The sequence below is a fragment of the Salicibibacter cibarius genome (genome assembly GCF_016495725.1).
Taxonomy (GTDB): Bacteria; Bacillota; Bacilli; order Bacillales; family Marinococcaceae; genus Salicibibacter; species Salicibibacter cibarius.
In genome coordinates this window covers 2,010,478-2,027,983 of the sequence record NZ_CP054705.1, presented here as the reverse complement: position 1 = coordinate 2,027,983, position 17,506 = coordinate 2,010,478, and the positions used below count along the sequence as shown (strand labels likewise).

21 protein-coding genes are annotated in these 17,506 nt (G+C 47.5%); all 21 read right to left on the bottom strand.

Annotated elements, in window-relative coordinates; translation table 11 throughout:
- Window positions 1-23: 23 nt before the first annotated feature.
- Window positions 24-374: a stage V sporulation protein AE gene (gene spoVAE, locus HUG15_RS10670; protein ID WP_200128598.1), complete on the bottom strand. Its 351-nt coding sequence runs from the start codon at window positions 372-374 to the stop codon at window positions 24-26.
- A complete protein-coding gene (spoVAD, locus tag HUG15_RS10665; protein ID WP_200128597.1) occupies window positions 371-1,384 on the bottom strand; it encodes a stage V sporulation protein AD in 1,014 nt (337 codons plus the stop codon). The genes spoVAE and spoVAD overlap by 4 nt, the downstream gene beginning before the upstream one ends.
- Window positions 1,384-1,857 (bottom strand): stage V sporulation protein AC, encoded by a 474-nt coding sequence (gene spoVAC, locus HUG15_RS10660; RefSeq protein ID WP_200128596.1) that lies wholly within the window; start codon window positions 1,855-1,857, stop codon window positions 1,384-1,386. The genes spoVAD and spoVAC overlap by 1 nt, the downstream gene beginning before the upstream one ends.
- Before the next feature lie 15 nt (window positions 1,858-1,872).
- Window positions 1,873-2,391 carry a YhcN/YlaJ family sporulation lipoprotein gene (locus HUG15_RS10655; RefSeq protein ID WP_200128595.1) on the bottom strand — a complete coding sequence of 173 codons (519 nt, stop codon included), beginning with the start codon at window positions 2,389-2,391 and terminating at the stop codon, window positions 1,873-1,875.
- A gap of 328 nt (window positions 2,392-2,719) precedes the next feature.
- Window positions 2,720-3,550: a superoxide dismutase gene (locus HUG15_RS10650; RefSeq protein WP_343073157.1), complete on the bottom strand. Its 831-nt coding sequence runs from the start codon at window positions 3,548-3,550 to the stop codon at window positions 2,720-2,722.
- Window positions 3,551-3,810: 260 nt separating this feature from the next.
- Window positions 3,811-4,392: an SMC-Scp complex subunit ScpB gene (gene scpB, locus HUG15_RS10645; protein WP_200128594.1), complete on the bottom strand. Its 582-nt coding sequence runs from the start codon at window positions 4,390-4,392 to the stop codon at window positions 3,811-3,813.
- Complete coding sequence (locus tag HUG15_RS10640; protein ID WP_200128936.1) at window positions 4,385-5,155, bottom strand: segregation/condensation protein A; 771 nt, start codon at window positions 5,153-5,155, stop codon at window positions 4,385-4,387. The genes scpB and HUG15_RS10640 overlap by 8 nt, the downstream gene beginning before the upstream one ends.
- A gap of 204 nt (window positions 5,156-5,359) precedes the next feature.
- Window positions 5,360-5,707 (bottom strand): GNAT family N-acetyltransferase, encoded by a 348-nt coding sequence (locus tag HUG15_RS10635; protein ID WP_200128593.1) that lies wholly within the window; start codon window positions 5,705-5,707, stop codon window positions 5,360-5,362.
- Window positions 5,708-5,991: 284 nt separating this feature from the next.
- Window positions 5,992-7,296, bottom strand: a complete 1,305-nt coding sequence (gene lysA, locus HUG15_RS10630; RefSeq protein WP_425504052.1) for a diaminopimelate decarboxylase — start codon at window positions 7,294-7,296, stop codon at window positions 5,992-5,994.
- A gap of 60 nt (window positions 7,297-7,356) precedes the next feature.
- Window positions 7,357-8,829: a spore germination protein gene (locus tag HUG15_RS10625; RefSeq protein ID WP_200128591.1), complete on the bottom strand. Its 1,473-nt coding sequence runs from the start codon at window positions 8,827-8,829 to the stop codon at window positions 7,357-7,359.
- Entirely contained in the window at window positions 8,777-9,388 is a 612-nt protein-coding gene (spoVAEA, locus tag HUG15_RS10620) for a stage V sporulation protein SpoVABEA (RefSeq protein ID WP_200128590.1), read from the bottom strand. The genes HUG15_RS10625 and spoVAEA overlap by 53 nt, the downstream gene beginning before the upstream one ends.
- A 187-nt stretch (window positions 9,389-9,575) precedes the next feature.
- A complete protein-coding gene (gene sigF / locus HUG15_RS10615; RefSeq protein ID WP_200128589.1) occupies window positions 9,576-10,325 on the bottom strand; it encodes an RNA polymerase sporulation sigma factor SigF in 750 nt (249 codons plus the stop codon).
- Window positions 10,326-10,336: 11 nt separating this feature from the next.
- Window positions 10,337-10,777, bottom strand: a complete 441-nt coding sequence (gene spoIIAB / locus HUG15_RS10610; RefSeq protein ID WP_200128588.1) for an anti-sigma F factor — start codon at window positions 10,775-10,777, stop codon at window positions 10,337-10,339.
- Complete coding sequence (spoIIAA, locus tag HUG15_RS10605) at window positions 10,778-11,131, bottom strand: anti-sigma F factor antagonist (RefSeq protein WP_200128587.1); 354 nt, start codon at window positions 11,129-11,131, stop codon at window positions 10,778-10,780. It lies immediately after the preceding gene.
- Between the two features lie 106 nt (window positions 11,132-11,237).
- Window positions 11,238-12,431 carry a D-alanyl-D-alanine carboxypeptidase family protein gene (locus tag HUG15_RS10600; protein ID WP_200128935.1) on the bottom strand — a complete coding sequence of 398 codons (1,194 nt, stop codon included), beginning with the start codon at window positions 12,429-12,431 and terminating at the stop codon, window positions 11,238-11,240.
- A gap of 391 nt (window positions 12,432-12,822) precedes the next feature.
- Window positions 12,823-13,641 (bottom strand): purine-nucleoside phosphorylase, encoded by an 819-nt coding sequence (locus tag HUG15_RS10595; RefSeq protein WP_425504051.1) that lies wholly within the window; start codon window positions 13,639-13,641, stop codon window positions 12,823-12,825.
- Window positions 13,642-13,646: 5 nt separating this feature from the next.
- Window positions 13,647-14,477 carry a purine-nucleoside phosphorylase gene (locus HUG15_RS10590; protein ID WP_200128585.1) on the bottom strand — a complete coding sequence of 277 codons (831 nt, stop codon included), beginning with the start codon at window positions 14,475-14,477 and terminating at the stop codon, window positions 13,647-13,649.
- A gap of 2 nt (window positions 14,478-14,479) precedes the next feature.
- Window positions 14,480-15,673, bottom strand: coding sequence for a phosphopentomutase (gene deoB, locus HUG15_RS10585; RefSeq protein WP_200128584.1), 1,194 nt, complete (start codon window positions 15,671-15,673; stop codon window positions 14,480-14,482).
- 81 nt (window positions 15,674-15,754) lie between these two features.
- Window positions 15,755-16,648, bottom strand: a complete 894-nt coding sequence (gene xerD, locus HUG15_RS10580) for a site-specific tyrosine recombinase XerD (RefSeq protein ID WP_200128934.1) — start codon at window positions 16,646-16,648, stop codon at window positions 15,755-15,757.
- 15 nt (window positions 16,649-16,663) lie between these two features.
- Window positions 16,664-16,891, bottom strand: coding sequence for a DUF4227 family protein (locus tag HUG15_RS10575; RefSeq protein WP_200128583.1), 228 nt, complete (start codon window positions 16,889-16,891; stop codon window positions 16,664-16,666).
- Window positions 16,892-16,997: 106 nt separating this feature from the next.
- Window positions 16,998-17,480, bottom strand: a complete 483-nt coding sequence (gene fur / locus HUG15_RS10570; RefSeq protein ID WP_200128582.1) for a ferric iron uptake transcriptional regulator — start codon at window positions 17,478-17,480, stop codon at window positions 16,998-17,000.
- Between the last annotated feature and the right edge of the window lie 26 nt (window positions 17,481-17,506).

Sequence of the window (17,506 nt, the reverse complement as noted above, 5' to 3'; positions counted from 1 at the left end):
TGAAGAAGGGGCAGACGCCCCCATCACCCTTTAGGCTTAAAAATTAACGCTGCGATAAAAGAGAAAATAATCGCTGCAGAAATCCCACTGCTGGTGATTTGAAAAATCCCTGTCAAAACGCCGATAAGGCCGGAATTGTCAGCTTCCGTCATCGCCCCGTGCACAAGCTGATTGCCGAAACTGGTGATTGGAACGGTCGCTCCTGCGCCTGCAAAATCGATTAAACGTTCATAAATGCCAAGCCCATCCAAAATTGCTCCGCTTACTACAAGTGTGGCTAACGTATGGGCAGGGCTCAGCTTTAAACCGTCCATCATTAATTGACCGATCACACATATCAAACCCCCGACAACAAACGCCCAAAAGAAAATCATGCGGATCCCCCCTTCGCTTCCAACGTTACTGCATGGGCAATCCCAGGAATCGATTCTTTTTGTTGGGTCGTAACAGGGGAAAGAAGCGCTCCCGTTGCTACGGCTAACACGCGTTTCAAACGTCCGTTCGTAATGTCATCCAAAATTTTTCCGAATATGACCGCTGCCGAGCAGCCGGTTCCGCTTGCGCCTGCCATCGCCTCCGGCGCATTTTCATAAATAAGCAAACCGCAATCTTGAAACTTCGCTTCCGGCATCGGGTGTTCTTTCTGCCGGAACCATTCCAGCGCGAGCGAACGTCCAACATTACCCAAATCCCCGGTAATAATCAAATCATAGTCGTTCTCGTCTACCTGGAAATCCTCAAAGTGGGCCAGAATCGTATCAACGGCTGCCGGAGCCATCGCGGCACCCATATTATATGGATCCTTTATTCCATGATCGACGACCTTTCCGATTGTCGATTTTGTCACGATAATATTCGATCCATTCGGGCCGAGCAAAGCTGCTCCTCCCGCGGTTACGGTACGTTGTGCCGTTAGCGGGCGCTGTGCGCCATATTCGATCGGAAAACGAAATTGCTTTTCAATCGCGGCGTAATGACTGGCCGTCCCCGCCAATACAAGAGGCGCCCCTAACTCCACCGCTTGTGCCGCTAGCGACAACGCTTCCATCGATGTTGAACAAGCGCCGAACAAACCGTAATACGGGACGTTTAACGTCCGCATGGCAAAGCTTGTCCCCGTATCTTGATTAATAAGGTCACCGCCATAAATAAATGCAACATCTTGCATCGTTTTTCCGGCTTTCTGCACGGCTTGTTGGCAAGCTTCTTCCATGAGCACCACTTGGGCTTTTTCAAACGTATTTTCCCCCATGCGACGGTCGTCAAATATATAATCAAATGTATCTTTCAACGGGCTTTGTGCTTCGAACGGACCGGCGACAACCCCGGAAGAAAGAATGCTCGGATACGTTGGGAACGCCCAACTTTGTTTTCCGGTGAACATTACATAACCCCCCACTGTTGCGTGACAATGGCATAGATGATTCCAATGATGAATGCCGCAACCGTACCGAAGACGATGACGGAACCCGCCAGTTTAAACATGTTGCCTCCGACACCGAGGACGTATCCTTCGCTCCGGTATTCAATCGCCGTGGATGCCATGGCATTCGCAAAGCCGGTGACCGGTACGATTGTGCCACCGCCGGAAAACTGGGAGAACTTATCATAGACGCCAAAACCAGTCAACACTACCGCGATGAAGATCAATGTAGCCACCGTTGGACTCCCCACGGTTGCTTCGTTGAAATTAAAAAATGCCATGTAAAACGTTTGAATGCATTGACCTATGAGACAAATCAACCCGCCGACGAGAAAAGCTTTTAAACACCTCATCCCCAGTGGACGAGGGGGTTCCATGCGCTTAGCCACTTGTTTGTATGTTTCGGTTTCCATGTTTGATTTTGAATTTGCCATAACCATTCGTTCCTTTCATACGTCCGTTTTCATAAATTCTTGAATGCTTTCCAAACGCCGATCAAGCTCTTCCCCGCTTACCGTATCGTTTTGAATGTCTTCGGTGAGCTGTTTCAGCTCCATCTTTGCTTTTTGATCCGTTGATAGGTGAATAACAGTATCCCCGGGCAATGTGTCTTTTAAATGCTCACGCCCTTCTTCTCGAAAGGCTTCCAAATTCCACCGGGTGCCGTGCGTCACTTCCGGGACAATGTAGAGGTGGTTGTCCAATGAAACGGCTTGGGCATCCGTCACTTGCGCCATCTCCTCTGTGGATGCCTTCGCTTGTTGGGCTAAAGACTGTTCTTCCTGAGCATCTGCATTTTCATACATCGATGTTTCCGGCGGTGGGTTTACCGACTCACGTGAATGGTGGCTAATCATATCCGGTTCCCTTTTCGGCGGCTCTTCACCGGCGGCTGAGCCGCAAGCGGATAACAAAACCATCGTGAGAAACAAACAGAAAGCAAGCATTTGATAATGACGATTGGACATGATTGTTCTTCCTTTCTTAGAATACTTGGCTTTTCGCCAAGCTTTTATGGCGGAAGCCTTCGCTCAACTTATGTAGGTAAGAAAGTTGTTTTATACTTTCTTACCTACCAAAACATAGCGTACCGTTAGTATGAGATTACAGCAGCCTCACATGCATCTCGTTCGTTAGAAAAACTTGCCTGTACGCATTTAGAAAACTTGGTTTTTCGCCAAGCTTTTATGGCGGAAGCCTTCGCTCAACTTATGTAGGTAAGAAAGTCGTTTTATACTTTCTTACCTACCAAAAAAACTGTCTCCGGTCCGGAAACAGTTTTTCTTCACAACATGATTAATATGGATTCCATTTCACTTGCTTTGCCACATCCAACCTTCGCCCAACGGCAGGCCAATTAACGACTTCCCACCAATTCTCTATATAGGCTGCTTTATCCGTTTTATACTGCAAATAATAAGCATGTTCCCAAACATCCAATGCGAGTAACGGAATGACGTCCCATTGGGTTAAATAATGGTGGAGTTCTGCGTTTAAAATTTCCAATCGATGAGAACGGGGGGACCAAACGAGAATCGCCCAGCCCGGTGAACCCAATTCTTCGGCGGCAGCTGTAAAATGGGCGCGGAAACGTTCAAAACTCCCAAAATCCCTTTCGATCATGGCAAGTAAATCCCCTTTAGGTTTTCCGCCGCCGTGCGGATCCATGATCGTCCAAAAAATGGTATGCAAATAATGGCCGGCACCATGAAAAGCCGCTTCACGTTCCCAATGGGAAATAAGTTCGTAATCATTATTCCTGCGCGCTTCTTCCATTTTTTCTTCGGCCTCATTTAACCCTTCCACATACGTTCGATGGTGGGAGTCATGATGAAGGTACATGATTTCTGCATCAATATACGGTTCCAATGCATCGTAAGCGTACGGAAGCGGCGGCAGCTCGTGTCCCCCCGGCGGAACGGGATCCGCTTTGCTTGATCGCTCGTTTTCGCTTAATGCCTTCTCAATTTCCTCCACCCATTGCGTCAATTGTGCTGATTCACCGACGGACAAATGGTCAATTTCCCCACGGATGGCCGAAATTCTCTCTCTCGTCCCGTCGGCATCAAATGCACGAGGTTCCTCATATTCCAGGAATGCCTCCAGTTCATCGAGCCACTGTTTCACTTCCCCTTTATATGCTTCCCATTCCGTAATCGTGTCCTCACTCCCTTATAAACAGTAGGATTTCTCCCGGTGGTAAGCGTCTATTTTTCCGGGATTCAGACATCGGAAGCCAGAAGCCCTTTCCAGATATCAGATGTTGGATGCCGGAACATCAGATTTCCCGGAAGCCGGTCGCTTCTTTGACATATCATGAATCCGGCCTCTGGCTTCTGATTTCTGACCTCTGCTATATATATGGAGCAAGGGGTTGTCCTCATGACTCACGAATGAAAGTCATCATTTTGGCTCTCCCGGTACCCGGATGAGAACAGATCCAGTTGTTCTCCTCCTTCGTCTTCCGTGATCGAAGGCAAGTCTTCAAGTGAGGATAAATGGAAAATATCTAAAAAACGGTCGGTTGTTTCGTAAAGAATCGCTCGGCCGGCACCTTTGACACGGCCCGCTTCTTCAATCAACCCTTTCCCGGTTAAGGTCGCGATGGCTCGATCCGCGTTTACCCCTCTGATATCTTCAATGGTTGCACGTGTGACCGGCTGTTGATAAGCGACAATCGCCAATGTCTCCAAGGCCGCTTGCGAAAGCTTCCCTCGTTGAGGCGGAGCAGCATAGGCCTGTACGTAATCGGAAAACTCAGGCCTTGTCGTCATTTGAAAACGGGATCCGAACTGCAAAATCACGAGCGGCCGTGCCTCTGCTTCGAACCGGGACACCAATTTCTGTAATTCATGAATGACCGTCGAACGGTCGATGCCAAGCACTTCAGATGCGTGTGCCACTTCCAAGCCTTCGTCTCCACTCACATATAACAATGTCTCAAGAATGAGCGCGACGTCTCTATCCATGTTTCGTTTCCTCCCGTGATTGTATGTAAATAGCCGCAAAATTCCCCCCCTGATTACATACCACGGCTTTCTCCTTCATCAATTGCAAAAGAGCCATGAAAGCGATGACTTGTTCATGTACTTCCCCTTTTGTATACATTTGCAAAAAAGGAGTCGGTTCCGCACTTTGTGAAACGCATGTACGGATCGTCTGCATTTTATCTTCAATCGTCCATTTTTCGGTTTCCACCGTTGTCGTCCGCGGCCGATTTACACGAATGCGCCATTTTAATTTCTGGTACGCCTGCAACATTTCCGATAGAGAAGATTCAATCTTCACCGGTTCATTTCTATGTTCCGTGGAGGGTGTTATTTTACTTGGTGCTTTGCTGAAAAAATGATCTCGCTCTGCCTGCCGTTCCATCAATTCGGTTGCTGCCCGCTTATAGGCACGGTAGGCTTCCAACTGTGCGACGAGCGCTTCGCGGGGGTCCTCCTCCGGCCACGCTTCCCATTCTTCCAAATCTTCATCCGCCCAAACATCTTGCTTTGGCAATAACATTTGGCTTTTAATGGCCAGAAGTGTGGAAGCCATCACAAGGTATTCGCTTGCAATGTCCAACTCCAACTCCTGCATCTCATGGATATACGTCATATACTGTTCTGTTATTTGAGCAACCGGAATATCATAAATATCAACCTCAGCTTGTTTGATGAGGTGTAAAAGCAAATCCAATGGGCCTTCGAAGCTATCCAATTTCACACTATACCGTTCTTCCGCCAAGACGAGAAGCCCCCCAATTCGTCCCAATAATCCCTATTATAACATGTTTACTCTATTTCTTGACCGTACGTTAGAAAGACTTGGCTTCCACCAAGTCTTTCAAGTGGAAGCCTTAGTTTTACTTATACTTTAACAAAGTTAAACATTTTTAAAGTGAAAAAAGACGCCGGATGAGGAAAACTGCTCTCCGGCGCCTGTAAAGCTCTATTTGCTTTTTCGTTTTTCAAGAAACTCCCGGGTAACATCAGAAGCGATAAACGTTTTCCCTAACCTTTCTTCCATCGCGGAAAGAATGGTCTCTCCCATCCCTTCATGTCGATAAGAAGGGTTTACGCAAATATGTCGGAGCATAACCTCCCCATTCGCGCATTCTTGAAAACCAATAACCCCGACAATATCCTCTTCTTTTTTCCACAGATACAGTTTCATTGATTCATCGTTTTCGTATTCATCCATCGTTTCTTGCAACGTTTTTACTTCTTTAAGCTCAGGCGTATAGGACAGCAAACCCATCGCGATCTTTCGATATGCGGGTTTGTATTTAATGATCATCTGCCTTAGCTCCTCTCATTCCTGCCCATGGATACAGTGAAACTTTCATCGGAGGGGGCGCTTTACTCCCTCTGATGGCTAGTTGAACCAATCGGGGTGTTAGTCGCCCGTTAACTCCCGCTTACAGGTGTGAAGCGGGAGTTTTACGGGCGCTTACCACCGGGATAAAGCTTTACACATAGGATAACCAAAAAAAGCAATTTAGAAACATGTGTCTCTATTTTTCGTTAACGGTTTCTAAGTGTACATGTATTTTGGAAAATGTTCAAGGTTTATTTTTATTTTTACATAGTAAGAGGCCGATCGTTACGAACGAGATCTGCATAGTTTTCCGATTCAACGACGAGTTGATGTTCGTCATTTTCCACAAAAACAACCGGCGGACGAGGCAAACGATTGTAATTGCTGGCCATCGCGTAACCGTAGGCACCGGTTGAAAAGACAGCCAATATATCCCCGCTTTTTACCGTTGGCAGTGGAAGATCGTATATGAGCATATCCCCGCTTTCACAAGCTTTACCGGCAACCGCATACATCTTCTCATTCTGTTGTGTGACACGGTTGGCCAATTCGGCCTCGTAGCGGGCGCCATATAATGCCGGACGAATATTATCCGTCATTCCCCCGTCAACACTCACATAATGGCGCACATGTTCTATTTCTTTTTGGGATCCGATCGTGTACAACGTTGTTCCCGCTTCGCCAACGATTGAACGTCCCGGTTCAATCCATACTTCCGGCAGGGGAAGATGGCACCTTCCGCTTTCTTCGCGTATCGAATGCACAATTGTCTCCACGAACGCTTCCGGTTCCAACGGCTCATCATAGCGGGTATAGCTGATCCCAAACCCTCCGCCGGCATTGATGACCTCTGGGATAAACCCATGAAGCGTATGCCAATGCTCGATGTGGCGATAGAGGGTTGCGATTGCCTTCGTCAGCACTGAGGTTTCAAAAAGCTGTGAACCGATATGAAAATGCAAACCTTGCAATTGTATGGATGAGACAGCAAGAGACTGTTCTACAGCTGCTTCTGCCTGTCCGTTAAAAAGATCAAAACCAAACTTGGAATCCTCTCCGCCCGTAGATATATAACTATGCGTGGTTCCCTCAACGCCCGGAGTGATTCTCAGTAAAATGTTTGTTTGTGTTTGCAGACGCTCGCATTCTTCTTCCAACAATTCCAGTTCATGAAAGTTATCGACAACGAAGCAGCCAATGCCTGCTTGTAAAGCCTCTCTAATTTCCTGTCTGCTTTTGTTGTTTCCGTTAAAGTGAACGTTTTCCATTGGAAAACCTGCTTGTATAGCCGTATAAAGTTCACCGCCGGATACAACATCAAGGCTTAACCCTTCTTCGTGGACCAGTTGAACCATCGCGATACAACTAAAAGCTTTACTTGCATAAGCCACTTGATAATCGATCCCCGTTTGTTCAAATGCGCGTTTAAACGCGCGCGCTTTATTACGAATGGCATTAACATCGTAGGCGAACATCGGCGTTTGATATTGCTCTGCCAAGCGCACTGCATCTATATCTCCGATCATTAAATGGCCTTGTTCGTTTCTTTTTTTCGTCATTACGGACATGAACATGTTTCACTCCCCCACTTCATGCCTAATATTAGCAAATGATTTCCGTGAAGTCCATCACGGCTTTGATTGACGCACAACATCTTTAGGATCAACGATCCTCGGCCGAAAACGCATATTCGGGATACCTGTGCGTGCAATTATTTGCCACATCGCCTCCGGATCAAAGGGAAGGAACGGCCATAAATAAGGTTTGTTCAAAGGTTTCATTTGCACCAACAGAATAAAAACGACCGTAATGGAAATAACGTATCCATACGACGTGAAAAGGCCTACCGCAATAATAAAGAGTAGACGAACCATTTTCAAGGCAACGCCAAGCTCATGGCTTGGCGAAGCAAATATTCCGACCGCCCCTAAAGCGACATAAAGAATGACTTCTGCGGTGAGGAGGCCAACATCGATGGCGATCTCCCCGACGAGCAAGGCAGCCACAAATCCGAGCGCTGTTCCGAGAGGAGCAGAAGTATGGATGGCAGCCATCCGAATGAGCTCCACGCCTAATTCACCAATGAGCATCTGCGCGAATACCGGCACGTTGGAATCATCCGAAGGCCCAACATACGAAATCACCTCAGGGAGCATATCAGGTTCCAAAACCAATAAAAGCCAGAGAGGGACGAGAAACATGGCTGCAAACATGCCGAGGAAACGAATCCAGCGCAAAAATGTACCGACAGCAGTCGATTGCCGAAATTCTTCCGCATGTTGAACGTGATGAAACATCGTCGTCGGCAAGATCATGATCGTCGGTGACGTATCTACCATCAAGAGTATATGGCCTTCCGTCAAATGCTCGGCTGCAACATCCGGCCGTTCCGTAAACCTTACAAGCGGAAACGGGTTCCAGCCTTGATCAAGAATGTATTCTTCCACGGTCTTGTCGGCCATTGTAATCGTATCCACATTTATCTTTTCCATTTCCTTTTTAACGATCGATACCAAATCCGGGTCCACAATCCCGTTAATATAAGAAACGACAATATCTGTTTGGGAACGTACCCCTACTTGCATAATCTCGTTTCTTAAACGCTCATCACGCAAACGCCGGCGCGTTAAACCGGCATTTTCGATGATATTTTCCGTATAGCCATCACGGGCACCGCGGGTCACCCTTTCCGTGTCGGGTTCAGCCGGCTCACGCCCGGGATAGTTGCGAACATCAACGACAAACGCTTCCCTTTCCCCTTCAACTAAAATAAAAATGAGCCCGGACAACAGATGGAAAATACATTTATCAACATCGTCCGTAACATCCACTTGGATGTGGGCAATATGATTTTCAATGGTGTCCCTTGTATCGTTAGTCTTCATATCAAATTTTTCAAGGTCCATAAGTTCCCGCAAAATTTCGACGGCAATTAGTTCATCGTTTAAACTGTTCACGAAATACACTTGCACTTTTTTTTCGAGCACGGTAAATTTTCTTACGCCCACATCAAAACTGGCATCAATATTCAGGCGGTCGTTAAATATTTTATCGTTCTTTTTCAAGCTGTTCGTTAACGTTTGTTCTTTTGTTTCCGTCATCTTTCGTATCCTCCCGCTCAATGATTACCCGCAAGGCAGTTTCCGTCACCGGCGCATCTCTTTTCGGATCATCACGACCGCCCATTTTTCCTAAATCTCCAATGCCGACAATAACAGGAATTGATAATTGATCGAGACAATATACGGTATCCCCGTGAATGCGGTTTTCTTCAATATCGCGAAACCCTTCTTTGTCCACGCCCTGTTCGCTAAGCTTCCCGTAACGATCCACCGAAACATCCACGCTCGTCCAATCCCCCGAGCGTTCCGTAGACGCCACCGCGAGAGCCCCGATCACGTTGATTCCTTCTTCACTCGCCAAACGAACCATAAGCGTTTCGCCCCTTCCTTCATAAGGTTGACCGGCATCATCAAACAAAAGGACAGTGATTTCATCCTTCGTTTTCATAATCCTTTTAAGCAATTCTTCATATGTACAGTTTGTCGGGTTACCGCCGCTAAAAGTGAGGCACCCGATACCGATTGTTTTAGTAGCCGCTGCCACCGCTTTCGCTGCCGCGGCATCTCCGTCTGTTACATAGATGATTCGCTTTGTCATGTTAGTCAGCGCCTCCAGTGCGTTTGTTTATTTTCTGTGCAATCGTTTTTTCCTATACATCGAGAATTAGAAACCTTGGCTTTTCGCCAAGGTTTTATGGCGGAAAGCCAAGGTTGCATTTATGTAGGTAAGAAAGTTGTTCTTTAACAAAGTTAAACATTCTTAAAGTGCAAAAAAAGACAGTGGATCACTCCACCATCTCTTTGCGCATTTTTTCCAATATTTTCTTTTCCAACCTTGAGACCTGGACTTGAGAGATCCCGAGTCTATCGGCAACTTCCGATTGGGTTTGATCCCGATAATAGCGCAAAAACACGATCAAACGCTCTCTTTGTTCAAGGTCATGAACGATGTCCCGAAGGGCCAGTTCTTCAAACCATTTTGTTTCATCCGGGTTCGATAGTTGGTCCATGAGCGTGATCGGGTCCCCTTCGTTTTCATAGACTGTTTCGTTTAAGGATGACAACGAGCGAGTCGCTTCATTCGCAAATACGATATCTTCCGGATGAACGTCCAATGCCTCGGCCACTTCGTTGAGCGTCGGTGCTCTTCCGATTTTCTTTGTCAACTCTTCTTTTTCTTTCCGAATTTTATGGTTTAATTCTTTCAAAGAACGGCTGACTTTCACCGTGCCGTCATCACGAATAAAGCGTTGAATTTCACCAATAATCATCGGAACCGCGTACGTCGAAAACTTCACTTCATAATTTAAATCAAATTTATCAATGGACTTCATCAAGCCAATGCAACCAATCTGGAACAAATCTTCCCCCTCGTATCCACGGTTCAGAAAACGTTGGACCACCGACCATACGAGCCGGGTATTGTTTTCCACCAATCGGTCCCTTGCTTGTTGGCTTCCGTTTTGGCTTTCGGCAATCCACGTGCGTATCGTCTCATCGGATGGTTGCTTCCCTTTTTTGGTTTTCGTCTCCATAACACCGCCCCTTAATGAGAAAACACTTTATTTCTGGACAGTTGTTTTTTCGCATAGACCGTCGTACCTGTCCCATTGGAAGACGTGATGTTCACTTCGTCCATAAAATTTTCCATGATGGTAAATCCCATCCCCGACCGTTCCAGTTCCGGCTTTGATGTGTACAAAGGTTCACGCGCTTTTTCAATATTACCGATGCCATCCCCGTCATCACGCACGATAAGCGCGACCGTGTCGTCTTCCAAAACGACGGTAAGGTAAACCGTTCCTGCCGGATTTTCTTCATATCCATGAAGGATGGCGTTCGTTACGGCTTCGGAAACGACGGTCTTTATTTCCGTCAATTCATCCATCGTTGGATCCAGTTGAGCAATAAACGCGCCGACACTTACACGTGCAAACGATTCATTTTGGCTAAGTGCTGAAAATTGGATGTTCATTTCGTTTTTCATTTAAACGGCCTCCCCCAATGTCCGTAATGCATGGTTTTCCCCATCCGTTAGCCGCAAGACTTTGTATAAGCCCGACATTTCAAAAATACGGTGCACGGAAGGAGAAACCGAGCAAACGACGAGTTCTCCTCCCCTTGCCTGTATTTTTTTGTACCTTCCCAAAACAACGCCGACCCCTGAGCTATCCATAAAGGTTAAACCTTTCGCGTTAAAAATCACATGTTCAATTCCGGGGTCTTCCAAGGCTTCATCCACCTTTTCCCGCAAAGCACTCGCCGCATGATGATCCAACTCCCCGTACAAGCGCACACATAATATGCTGTTCTTCTGTTCGGTTTCAACGTTGAAACTCATCTCTAGTTCCTCCATTCTCCCAATTAGCTTTCCATACTCCTCATTCGCTTTCCGCCGTCTTTATCCTGCCATCCTGACAAAATAAGTCATCGTTCCTTGGAGATTTTCAAGAATCGTCATCAGGAATCGCACCCTCAGGGTCCGGTTCAACGCCGATGATCCTTAACGTTGAGCGTTTAAACAACTGCCACCAAGAAGCGCTTTCCACCGTTTCGCCGGCGACAATTGCTGATTCGGCAATCGTTTCCCCTTCACGTTGCATCTGGAACTTACCGATGACGTCCCCTTCTTCAATAGGTGCTTGCAACGTTTTGAGTTCGATATTTTCCGTTACGTCCTCAGATGAATCTTGTTTGCCGTGCAACAAACTAACATTACTATCGAGGCGCCCGACGACGGAGTCTTGTGTGCCTTTTTCAACGGGAACGGAGGTTACCGCTGCACCTTTATCAAACATCGGTTCAACCTGATAGTTTGCAAAACCATAATTAAGGAGCCCACTAACGTCTGCATTTCTCATTTTAGGCGTTTCCGCACCCATCACAACGGCTATAAGACGCATATCATCTCGTTTTGCCGTTGCTGTTAACCCATATTTTGATTCATTCGTAAATCCGGTTTTCAACCCGTCCATCCCATCAAAAAATTTCAGCAATCGATTCGTGTTCACGAGCCAAAATTCATCATCTGTCCCTTGGCGCAAATAATCATCATAGACGCCGGTAAATGAAGTGATTTCTTCATATTCAAGCAGTTCACGAGCCATAACGGCAAGGTCATGGGCGCTCGTTTCATGGCCATCGGAGGGGAGACCGTTTGAGTTATAAAACGTCGTATCGTCTAACCCAAGCTCGTCCGCTCTTTCGTTCATCCGTTCAACAAATGCTTCTTCTGAACCTGAAATATGCTCAGCCATCGCGACCGATGCATCGTTGCCGGAAGCGATCGCGATTGCCTTCAGCATGTCGCGCACCGACATTTCTTCCCCGGTCTCCAAAAAGATTTGGGAGCCTCCCATGGAAGCGGCTTTTTCACTCGTCGTCACCATTTCATCAAAGCTCAAATCTTCGTTAGCAATATCTTCCATTATTAAAAGCATCGTCATAATTTTCGTCATGGATGCGGGGGGCAAGGTTTCATGCTCATTATTTTTATACAAAACCTCTCCCGTATCGGCTTCCATTAAAATTGCAGCACCCGTTTCCTCCGCCAGCTCTGTGGATTCTTCTTCCCCTGAAGCCAATTGAGGCAGGAATAAAAGAATCGATGATAGCGCGATTGCCATAACTTTTTTGCACATCATTCGTTTCCTCCGTTTTTTCTTCTAGCATCCCCCTCCTTTCATTCATTTATACGCCGGTGCTAAGGGTTTTCTTTAAGAGACAAAGAGAAGTCCAGCCGATTCATGATGACCGAAACAGGGCGGGGTTCTCGGGTTTGGGCTTTATGACCGTTCCATGACGTCCGAAACGGGGCCGGTCTTACACTTTCGGGCTTCATGACCGCCTCATGGCGACCGTAACGGGGCGATTCTTTCGATTTCGGGCTTCATAGATGCTCCATGGCGACCGAAATGGTTCCGGTCTTTCAGTTTCGGGCTTCATGACCGTTCCATAACGTCCGAAACGGCCCGTTTCATCGGCTACAAAAAAAGAAAGCCCAAAACCGTCTTCGTTTTGAGCTTTCTTTCCCTAATCCATATCCTTTAATATGCGCCTCACATACTTCACGAATGTAGGTTTCGTTTTTGCTGCCGTTTCCATGACTTCTTCGTGGCTGACGCCGCCGTGATCGTCGGCCACGGCCATATCCGTGACACAGGAAATGCCGAGCACTTCAATTTCGGCATGGCGCGCCACGATGACCTCGGGAACGGTGGACATCCCCACGACATCTCCACCCAAATTTCTCAGCATCGCCAGTTCAGCCGTTGTCATAAAACTGGGACCGGAAATACCTGCGTATACGCCTTCGTGCGCGGTGAATGATTCTTCTTCCGCGATTCTTTTCGCCAAAGCCATCAATGATGGGGAATACGCTTGGCTCATATCCGGAAAACGGGTGCCCAGTTCCTCATCATTGGGGCCGATAAGTGGGTTCGTTCCGGTCATATTTAGATGATCCTTAATCAGCATAAAATCTCCGGGACGGTAGTTGTGATTCATGCCCCCACACGCGTTGGTTACGATTAGTGTATGTACGCCGAGTGCTTTCATCACACGTACCGGGAAGGTTACTTCTTGTGCACTGTATCCTTCATAATAATGAAAACGACCCTGCATGGCGACGACGTTCTTTCCCTCTAATTCGCCGAGGACGAGGCGGCCGGCATGTCCTTCAACCGTCGAAGTCGGGAAGCCGGGAATATTTTCATAATTGATCCGCACCGCATTCTCCACCTCATCGGCAAGGTCGCCTAGCCCTGAGCCTAGAATCAGACCAATATCGACATTTCCGCCACCCAACTGTCGCTTAACAGCGTCTGTTGCTTTCTCAATTTGTCTCCGCATCGTTGTCATGATTGCCCTCCGTTTCCGATTCGCAAAATGACACGTGTGATAAGTTCCGTGAAGTTGGTTTTGACGCGTTCCGTTGTCTCGATCACTTCTTCATGGCTTAACGGTTGATCGAGGATCCCGGCAGCCGCATTAGAAATGCAAGAGATACCAAGCACTTGCACACCCGCGTGATTGGCAGTGATCACTTCGGGAACAGTGGACATCCCGACGGCATCGGCACCGAGCGCCCGAAACATCCGCACTTCCGCGGGGGTTTCATAGGTGGGACCGGTCGTTGCCGCGTAAACGCCATGTTGCAACCCCAACCCCATCGCTGTTGCTTCCTCATGGGCTTTTTCCATCAAGTCTTCATCGTAGGCGGCCGACATATCCGGAAAGCGCGGACCAACCTCCTCATCGTTCGGACCGATCAACGGATGATCACCCATCTGATTGATATGGTCCTTGATCACCATTAAATCGCCGGGCGAATAAGCAGTATTCACCCCTCCGGCAGCGTTGCTCACGATCAATGTCTTTACACCGAGCGCGCTAATCACACGAGTCGGCAAGACGACTTTCTGCATCGAATAACCTTCATAATAGTGGAAGCGTCCTTTCATGGCGATGACCGGAACACCTTTCAAATGACCGATCACAAATTCTCCCGCGTGCCCGCTAACGGTCGAGCTCGGAAAGCCGGGGATGTCTTCATACCGAATAACGGCTTCGGCCTCAATCTCATCGGCAAGCCCGCCTAACCCGGAACCAAGCGTAACGGCAATTCGGGGATTCATCGCCGTCTTTTTTTTGATCAGTTCAACGGCGTTTTTCACTGTTTCGTTCATAGCTATTTGCTCCTCTCCGTCAAGCTCTGCAAAAAACTTATCCCATGCTCAGGGCTCGCCACTTGAAAATTGTCCGCGATCGTCGCTCCCACATCGGCAAATGTCTCTCTCGTTCCAAGCGGTTTGCCCGGCTGATTCGCTTTCGTAAAACTAAGCAACGGCACTTGCTCCCGGGTATGGTCGGTTCCCGGATAGGTGGGATCGTTCCCATGGTCAGCCGTAATCATAAGTAAATCTTTTTCACCGAGCGCTTCCAATACTTCCGGTAAACGGGCATCGAATGCTTCAATCGCGTCTTTATAACCAACAGGATCGCGACGGTGCCCAAACTGGGCGTCAAAATCAACGAGGTTAAGGAACGACAACCCTTCGAACGGGCGCCCGATCGATTGCATAAGCTTGTCCATCCCGTCCATATTCGAATTCGTTCGAACCGATTGGGTCACCCCTTCCCCGTCAAAAATATCATCAATTTTTCCGATCGCTTCCGATGTAAAGCCGGCGTCCGCCAATGCGTTCATGACCGTGGGGGCAAATGGCTTCAGCGCGTAATCATGACGGTTACTTGTGCGCTGAAATTTTCCGGGTGCGCCTATAAACGGGCGGGCGATGACTCTGCCCAGCATGTAGGGATCTTCGTACGTCAATTCCCTTGCTATTTCACAAATGCGGTATAATTCCTCCAACGGCACCACTTCTTCATGGGCCGCGATTTGCAAAACCGAATCGGCGGAGGTATAAACGATAAGCGCGCCTTTTTCGACTTGTTCTTCTCCGAGTTCTTCAATAATCTTCGTACCAGAGGCAACTTTATTTCCAATGACCGGTCGCCCGGCCGCGTTTTCCAACTTCGTAATTAAATCTTCCGGAAATCCGTTCGGAAACGTGCGAAAAGGAGCGTCGACATACAAACCCATCAACTCCCAATGGCCGGTCATCGTGTCTTTGCTTCTGGACCTTTCATTCATTTTGCCATAAAAAGCAAGCGGTTCTTCTATTTTGTGAAGGCCTGGTGCCTGTTTTAAGTAGCCGATGCCAAGTTGATTCAAGTTGGGAATATCAAGGCCATTGTTGTGGCGGGCGATTGCCCCGAGCGTATCCGCTCCTTCGTCGCCAAATTCCTTTGCGTCCACGCCTTCTCCGATCCCGACGGAGTCCATTACGATGACAAAAATACGAGAAAATACATGACTCATGTTGATTCACCTTTCTTCTTAGAGGTGGGAAGTGAGAGGTGGGCAATCATCTGCCTCCGGCCTCTGACATCTGACCTCCGTCTATGCCCGCGGGTGATAGGTTTGATAAATGTGTTTAAGATGATGCCTGGAAATATGCGTGTAAATTTGCGTTGTCGTTATGTCGGCATGTCCGAGCAGTTCCTGGACGACGCGAAGATCCGCTCCGTTTTCCACGAGATGCGTCGCAAACGAGTGCCGCAATGTATGAGGGGTAACGGCTTTTTTAATCCCCGCGTTTTCCGCATGCTTTTTTAACACTTTCCAAAATCCTTGCCGGCTTAGTTGCTTGCCTAACCGATTAACGAAAAGAATATCATGGGATTGTTTTTTCATAAACGTTGGACGGCCTTTGGACCGATAGGTTTTCAGCGCATCAATCGCTTTCGATCCGAGCGGGATGATGCGTTCTTTGTTTCCTTTTCCGATACAACGGACAAACCCCATGTCCAAATGGGCGTCATCGAGCGTTAGCGCACACATTTCCGATACACGCAAACCCGTACCGTACATCAGTTCAAACATGGCCGTATCTCTTAAGGCGTAAGAATCGTTTCCTTGTGCGGCCTCGGCAAGCAATGCCTCAACTTCGGCAATTGATAATATAACAGGAAGCTTCCGTCCCGATTTAGGCGTTTCAATCAGGTCGGCAGGGTCGTGATCACTAATTTTTTCCCGCAGCAGAAACTGATGTAACATGCGAATCGCCGATGTCATCCGCGCGAGTGACGCAAGTGACCTGCTTTCCGCTTTCAATGAATACAAGTAATCCAAAATATGATGGCGCTCTACGTCATTCCACTGCTCGATTTTTTCACTCGTAGCTAGGTGGTTCGCGTATGCATATAAGTCCCGTTGATAGGATTCCAATGTATTATTCGAAAAACCCCTTTCAACGAGTCCGTAATGCAAAAAATCTTCAATATGTACCGTCAGCGTTTTCACCGGCGGTTACTCCCCGCGGATCCACAAATACATAAGCCGCTCCCGAAAAGAAAAGTCCTCTCCCGAATCTTGGTCAAACACTTTAATCGCACTTCCCTCCGGTTCTTCAAATCTTTCATCTCCTTGGTATTCATCGATTACAAATAGAATACCATAGTAAAACATTGCCGTGCATCCTGCAAAAACAATCAGTATTTTGAAACCATTCCAAATAGCTCGCGCTCCCATTTGCATGCCTACCCCTCCCGATGTTAAAAATCACTATCAGGATATGCCCGCAAGTCCGTGAGTTATACATACTACGAACGAAAAATCCCTTCCAGCAAAACACTGAAAGAGATTAATGCGTGGCTTTTAATGAAGGACTTACCGCGGCCGTTCCCTGCTTGGCCTGGCAACCGGAACAGATACCGTGGAACGTCAGGCGGTGATCTTTTATTTTAAAAATCCATTCTTCTTCCACGATCCGCTCAACATCCCCGAGCAGGTCTTCCTCAATTTCCGATACGGAACCACATTGAATACAGACGAGATGATGATGAGAATGGTCCGCACCCTCTTTTCGCAAGTCGTAACGGGAGACGCCGTCACCGAAATTAATTTTATCAACGATTTCAAGTTCATTTAGCAGTTCCAGCGTGCGGTATACCGTCGCGAGGCCGATCTCCGGGGCTTTTTCTTTTACCAATAAGTATACATCTTCCGCGCTTAAATGATCTTCTTCATTCTCAAGTAACACTTCTACAGTCGCTTCCCGTTGCGGTGTCAATTTGTAGCTTTTGGTATGCAACTCGTTTTTAATCTGGTCCATACGTGCTTTCATCCGTTTCATCCTCCCTTTTGAGGCGT

Bases quoted from the DNA above. Each gene is read 5' to 3' on its own strand.
- spoVAE (WP_200128598.1), bottom strand. From the start codon at position 374: ATGATTTTCTTTTGGGCGTTTGTTGTCGGGGGTTTGATATGTGTGATC.
- spoVAD (WP_200128597.1), bottom strand. From the start codon at position 1,384: ATGTTCACCGGAAAACAAAGTTGGGCGTTCCCAACGTATCCGAGCATT.
- spoVAC (WP_200128596.1), bottom strand. From the start codon at position 1,857: ATGGCAAATTCAAAATCAAACATGGAAACCGAAACATACAAACAAGTG.
- HUG15_RS10655 (WP_200128595.1), bottom strand. From the start codon at position 2,391: ATGTCCAATCGTCATTATCAAATGCTTGCTTTCTGTTTGTTTCTCACG.
- scpB (WP_200128594.1), bottom strand. From the start codon at position 4,392: ATGGATAGAGACGTCGCGCTCATTCTTGAGACATTGTTATATGTGAGT.
- HUG15_RS10635 (WP_200128593.1), bottom strand. From the start codon at position 5,707: ATGATCATTAAATACAAACCCGCATATCGAAAGATCGCGATGGGTTTG.
- lysA (WP_425504052.1), bottom strand. From the start codon at position 7,296: ATGTCCGTAATGACGAAAAAAAGAAACGAACAAGGCCATTTAATGATC.
- HUG15_RS10625 (WP_200128591.1), bottom strand. From the start codon at position 8,829: ATGACGGAAACAAAAGAACAAACGTTAACGAACAGCTTGAAAAAGAAC.
- spoVAEA (WP_200128590.1), bottom strand. From the start codon at position 9,388: ATGACAAAGCGAATCATCTATGTAACAGACGGAGATGCCGCGGCAGCG.
- sigF (WP_200128589.1), bottom strand. From the start codon at position 10,325: ATGGAGACGAAAACCAAAAAAGGGAAGCAACCATCCGATGAGACGATA.
- spoIIAB (WP_200128588.1), bottom strand. From the start codon at position 10,777: ATGAAAAACGAAATGAACATCCAATTTTCAGCACTTAGCCAAAATGAA.
- spoIIAA (WP_200128587.1), bottom strand. From the start codon at position 11,131: ATGAGTTTCAACGTTGAAACCGAACAGAAGAACAGCATATTATGTGTG.
- HUG15_RS10600 (WP_200128935.1), bottom strand. From the start codon at position 12,431: ATGTGCAAAAAAGTTATGGCAATCGCGCTATCATCGATTCTTTTATTC.
- HUG15_RS10595 (WP_425504051.1), bottom strand. From the start codon at position 13,641: ATGCGGAGACAAATTGAGAAAGCAACAGACGCTGTTAAGCGACAGTTG.
- HUG15_RS10590 (WP_200128585.1), bottom strand. From the start codon at position 14,477: ATGAACGAAACAGTGAAAAACGCCGTTGAACTGATCAAAAAAAAGACG.
- deoB (WP_200128584.1), bottom strand. From the start codon at position 15,673: ATGAGTCATGTATTTTCTCGTATTTTTGTCATCGTAATGGACTCCGTC.
- HUG15_RS10575 (WP_200128583.1), bottom strand. From the start codon at position 16,891: ATGCAAATGGGAGCGCGAGCTATTTGGAATGGTTTCAAAATACTGATT.
- fur (WP_200128582.1), bottom strand. From the start codon at position 17,480: ATGAAAGCACGTATGGACCAGATTAAAAACGAGTTGCATACCAAAAGC.